This window comes from Bacteroides sp. CAG:633, from assembly GCF_000435115.1.
Classification (GTDB): Bacteria; Bacteroidota; Bacteroidia; order Bacteroidales; family Bacteroidaceae; genus Bacteroides; species Bacteroides ndongoniae.
In genome coordinates, this window is the sequence record NZ_FR883156.1 from 1 (window position 1) to 4,363 (window position 4,363).

5 protein-coding genes are annotated in these 4,363 nt (G+C 43.3%); all 5 read left to right on the plus strand.

All coding sequences use genetic code 11. The annotated features are described in order from the left end of the window. The first annotated feature begins 340 nt into the window (after positions 1-340). Positions 341-916, plus strand: a complete 576-nt coding sequence (locus QVP67_RS14895) for a YceD family protein (protein WP_022164344.1) — start codon at positions 341-343, stop codon at positions 914-916. 13 nt (positions 917-929) lie between these two features. Then, positions 930-1,115, plus strand: a complete 186-nt coding sequence (gene rpmF / locus QVP67_RS14900) for a 50S ribosomal protein L32 (RefSeq protein WP_022164345.1) — start codon at positions 930-932, stop codon at positions 1,113-1,115. A 124-nt stretch (positions 1,116-1,239) separates the two neighbouring features. After that, positions 1,240-2,244, plus strand: coding sequence for a beta-ketoacyl-ACP synthase III (locus QVP67_RS14905; protein ID WP_022164346.1), 1,005 nt, complete (start codon positions 1,240-1,242; stop codon positions 2,242-2,244). A gap of 117 nt (positions 2,245-2,361) precedes the next feature. After that, a complete protein-coding gene (gene era, locus QVP67_RS14910) occupies positions 2,362-3,243 on the plus strand; it encodes a GTPase Era (RefSeq protein ID WP_022164348.1) in 882 nt (293 codons plus the stop codon). Positions 3,244-3,283: 40 nt separating this feature from the next. Then, on the plus strand, positions 3,284-4,363 hold a 1,080-nt coding region (gene der, locus QVP67_RS14915), incomplete at its 3' end, for a ribosome biogenesis GTPase Der (RefSeq protein ID WP_288180287.1).

A 4,363-nucleotide genomic window follows, 5' to 3' on the forward strand; every position in this document is an offset into this window, starting at 1 on the left:
TGCACTGCGAGTGCACTGACTACTGCACTGGCGGTACACCAGTTAGTGCACTCGCTGGGGATAACTGGGGAATTTTAGAAGGATAGTTAGAAAGAGAGATTACAATAGAAAGGCATATGCAATCATGGGAGAAATGCAGGAATGGGTGCTAAGCATGATTATGTAATATACATATCGATCCTTTTTTGTACTTTATTTCATATCTAATATGAATAGGATACTTACGTTTTTATTATGGAAAGCATGTAAAATCAGTATAAAAAAGAATATTTTACCCCTAAATGCTACATTATGAGGATAATTATTTGTATCTTTGTCGCCCGAATAAACAAAAGAAGCTTTGGGAAAGTTTGATAAATACAAAATAGACTTGAAAGGTATGCAGGCAGACTCTTGTAAGTATGAGTTTGTTTTGGATAACCTTTTCTTTGCTAACATTGACGGGCCTGAAGTTCAGAAGGGTAAAGTCAATGTAGAGTTAGTTGTACGAAAAACATCTCGTGCTTTTGAATTGAATTTTCAGACGGACGGGATGGTGTGGGTGCCTTGTGACCGTTGTCTGGATGATATGGAGCAGCCAGTGAGCTCAACGGACAAGTTGCTGGTGAAGTTTGGACATGAATATGCCGAAGAAGGTGAAAACCTGATCGTTATTCCAGAAGATGAAGGGATAATTAATGTAGCATGGTTCATGTACGAATTTGTAGCTTTGGCTATTCCGATGAAGCATGTTCATGCTCCCGGAAAATGCAATAAGGCGATGAGCAGTAAATTGAGAAAGCATCTACGTACTACTCCGGATGAGGAGGAAGAAGATGCCTTCATTCCGGAAGATGATGTACTGACGGAAGAAGAAACAGAAACGCCGATTGATCCGCGTTGGAATGAATTAAAGAAAATATTAGATAACAATTAAAGATTAGAAGAAAATGGCACATCCTAAAAGAAGACAGTCAAAAACAAGAACTGCAAAGAGAAGAACTCATGATAAAGCTGTAGCTCCTACATTAGCTATTTGTCCGAACTGTGGTGAATGGCATGTATATCACACTGTATGTAGCGCATGTGGCTATTACAGAGGTAAGCTGGCTATTGAGAAAGAGGCTGCCGTATAATTTCGGCAAATTCTGAATGATTTTGTACTTGAACATGTATATAGTGTGTCTAAGAAGGGTGGGGTGACCGATCCTTTTTAGGCACTACTTCGTGTTGGTACTTTTTATTAGTAAAGATATTTAGATGGAAAAAATAAATGCTGTAGTAACAGGAGTCGGTGGATATGTACCCGATTATATTCTGACTAACGATGAGTTGTCGAGAATGGTGGATACCAACGATGAATGGATCATGACTCGTATCGGAGTGAAGGAAAGACATATCCTGAATGAAGAAGGACTCGGAACTTCGTATATGGCGCGTAAAGCTGCCAAGCAGCTGATGCAACGTACCGGTTCTAATCCCGATGATATTGATTTGGTTATCGTAGCTACTTCTACTCCCGACTATCAGTTTCCTTCTATTGCATCCATTTTGTGTGATAAGCTGGGTCTGAAAAGAGCTTTTGCTTATGACATGTCTGCTGCTTGTTGCGGATTCCTTTTCATGATGGAGACAGCTGCCAATTACATTCGTTCGGGACGTTACAAGAAAATCATTATTGTAGGTGCCGACAAGATGTCCTCGATCGTGAATTATAGCGACCGTGCCACTTGTCCTATCTTTGGTGACGGTGCTGCGGCTTTCATGCTGGAACCGACAACGGAAGATGTAGGTATCATGGATTCAATGTTGCGTACAGATGGTAAGGGTTTGCCTTTCCTGCATTTGAAAGCAGGTGGATCTGTTTGTCCGGCTTCTTATTTTACGGTAGACAACCATATGCATTACTTGTATCAGGAAGGTCGTACCGTGTTTAAGTATGCTGTATCGAACATGTCGGATATTAGTGCTGCACTTGCCGAGAAGAACGGATTGACAAAAGATACAATCGATTGGGTAGTTCCTCATCAGGCCAATCTTCGTATTATTGATGCAGTAGCCCATCGTTTGGAAGTTCCTCACGAGAAAGTGCTGATCAACATCGAACGATATGGTAATACAAGTGCCGGAACACTGCCACTTTGTATTTGGGATTTCGAAGAGAAACTGAAGAAAGGTGACAACATTATTTTCACTGCATTTGGTGCCGGATTTACTTGGGGTGCCCTTTATATGAAGTGGGGATATGATGGAAAGAAGCAATAGCTAGTGTTTTGTTCTTGATTTTTTCCTGAACATACTGCTGATGAATAATATAAAAAGAACGCATCCTATTTTTAATTCGATGCGTTTTTTTGTCTCAATTCTAAAACATGAAAGACGATGCATAAAGCAGGTTTTGTAAACATTGTAGGCAACCCGAATGTGGGCAAGTCTACGCTGATGAATGCCTTGGTCGGCGAGCGGATTTCGATTGCTACCTTCAAGGCTCAGACCACCCGTCACCGCATTATGGGTATCTATAATACGGATGATATGCAGATTGTGTTTTCGGATACACCGGGAGTGTTGAAACCGAATTATAAGTTGCAGGAGTCCATGCTGAATTTTTCGACCTCGGCTCTGGCCGATGCGGACGTGTTGCTTTATGTCACCGATGTAGTTGAGACGCCGGACAAGCATAACGACTTTGTCGAAAAGGTGGCAAAGATGACCGTACCGGTACTTTTGCTTGTCAACAAGATAGACCTGACTAATCAGGAGAAACTGGTTGAGGTAGTTGAGGCATGGAAGGAATTGTTGCCGCAAGCGGAAATTATTCCTATTTCGGCTGCAACCAAATTCAATGTTGATTACGTGATGAAGCGTATCAAGGAACTTCTGCCCGATTCTCCTCCTTATTTTGATAAAGACCAGTGGACCGACCGGCCCGCACGTTTCTTTGTCAACGAGATTATCCGCGAAAAGATTCTGCTGTATTACGACAAGGAAATCCCTTATTCTGTCGAAGTAGTGGTAGAGCAGTTCAAGGAAGATGATAAGAAGATACACATCAATGCGGTGATTTACGTAGAGCGTGAATCGCAGAAGGGTATTATAATAGGCAAGCAGGGAAAGGCTTTGAAGAAGGTTGCTTCCGAGGCTCGCCGTGATCTGGAAAAGTTCTTCGGAAAAACGATTTTTCTGGAGACGTTTGTGAAGGTTGATAAGGACTGGCGTAATTCGGACAAGGAATTGCGTAACTTCGGTTATCAATTGGATTAGTATTCATACGACTGGGATAGTCGCAAAAACAAGAAAAACTATGGGAAATTTAGTAGCAATAGTAGGACGCCCCAATGTGGGAAAATCGACTTTGTTCAACCGTCTGACCAAAACCCGCCAGGCGATTGTGAACGAGGAAGCCGGAACTACACGGGATCGCCAATACGGCAAATCGGAATGGCTGGGGCGTGAGTTTTCGGTAGTAGATACCGGTGGATGGGTTGTCAATTCGGATGATATCTTTGAGGAAGAAATCCGTAAACAGGTGCTGATGGCTGTCGACGAAGCAGATGTTATTCTGTTCGTAGTCGATGTAATGAACGGTGTGACTGACCTGGATATGCACGTAGCCGCTATTCTGCGCCGTGCCAAAAAGCCGGTGTTGCTGATAGCCAACAAGACTGATAATAACGAACTGCAATACAACGCCCCCGAATTTTATAGCTTGGGCTTGGGTGAACCTTACTGTATCTCGGCTATGACAGGTAGCGGTACGGGCGATATGATGGACCTGATTGTAAGCAAATTCAAGAAAGAGTCCGACGAGATTCTCGATGAAGATATTCCCCGCTTTGCCGTTGTCGGTCGTCCCAATGCAGGAAAGTCGTCCATTGTGAACGCTTTCATTGGCGAAGACCGTAACATCGTGACAGAGATAGCCGGTACGACCCGCGACTCTATTTATACCCGTTACAATAAATTCGGATTCGATTTTTATCTGGTAGACACTGCCGGTATCCGCAAGAAGAACAAAGTGACTGAAGATTTGGAGTACTACTCGGTGATTCGTTCCATCCGTTCGATTGAAAACTCGGATATCTGTATTCTGATGCTCGACGCTACACGTGGCATCGAAAGTCAGGATCTGAATATCTTCTCGCTTATCCAGAAGAATCAGAAGGGATTGGTCGTAGTGGTGAACAAATGGGACTTGGTCGAGGACAAGACGGTAAAGGTGATGAAGACGTTCGAAGACGCCATCCGTTCGCGTTTTGCTCCGTTTGTCGATTTCCCCATTATTTTTGCGTCGGCACTGACCAAGCAGCGCATCCTGAAGGTGCTTGAAGAAGCGCGTCAGGTATACCAGAACCGCATGACCCGCATTCCTACAGCACGTCTG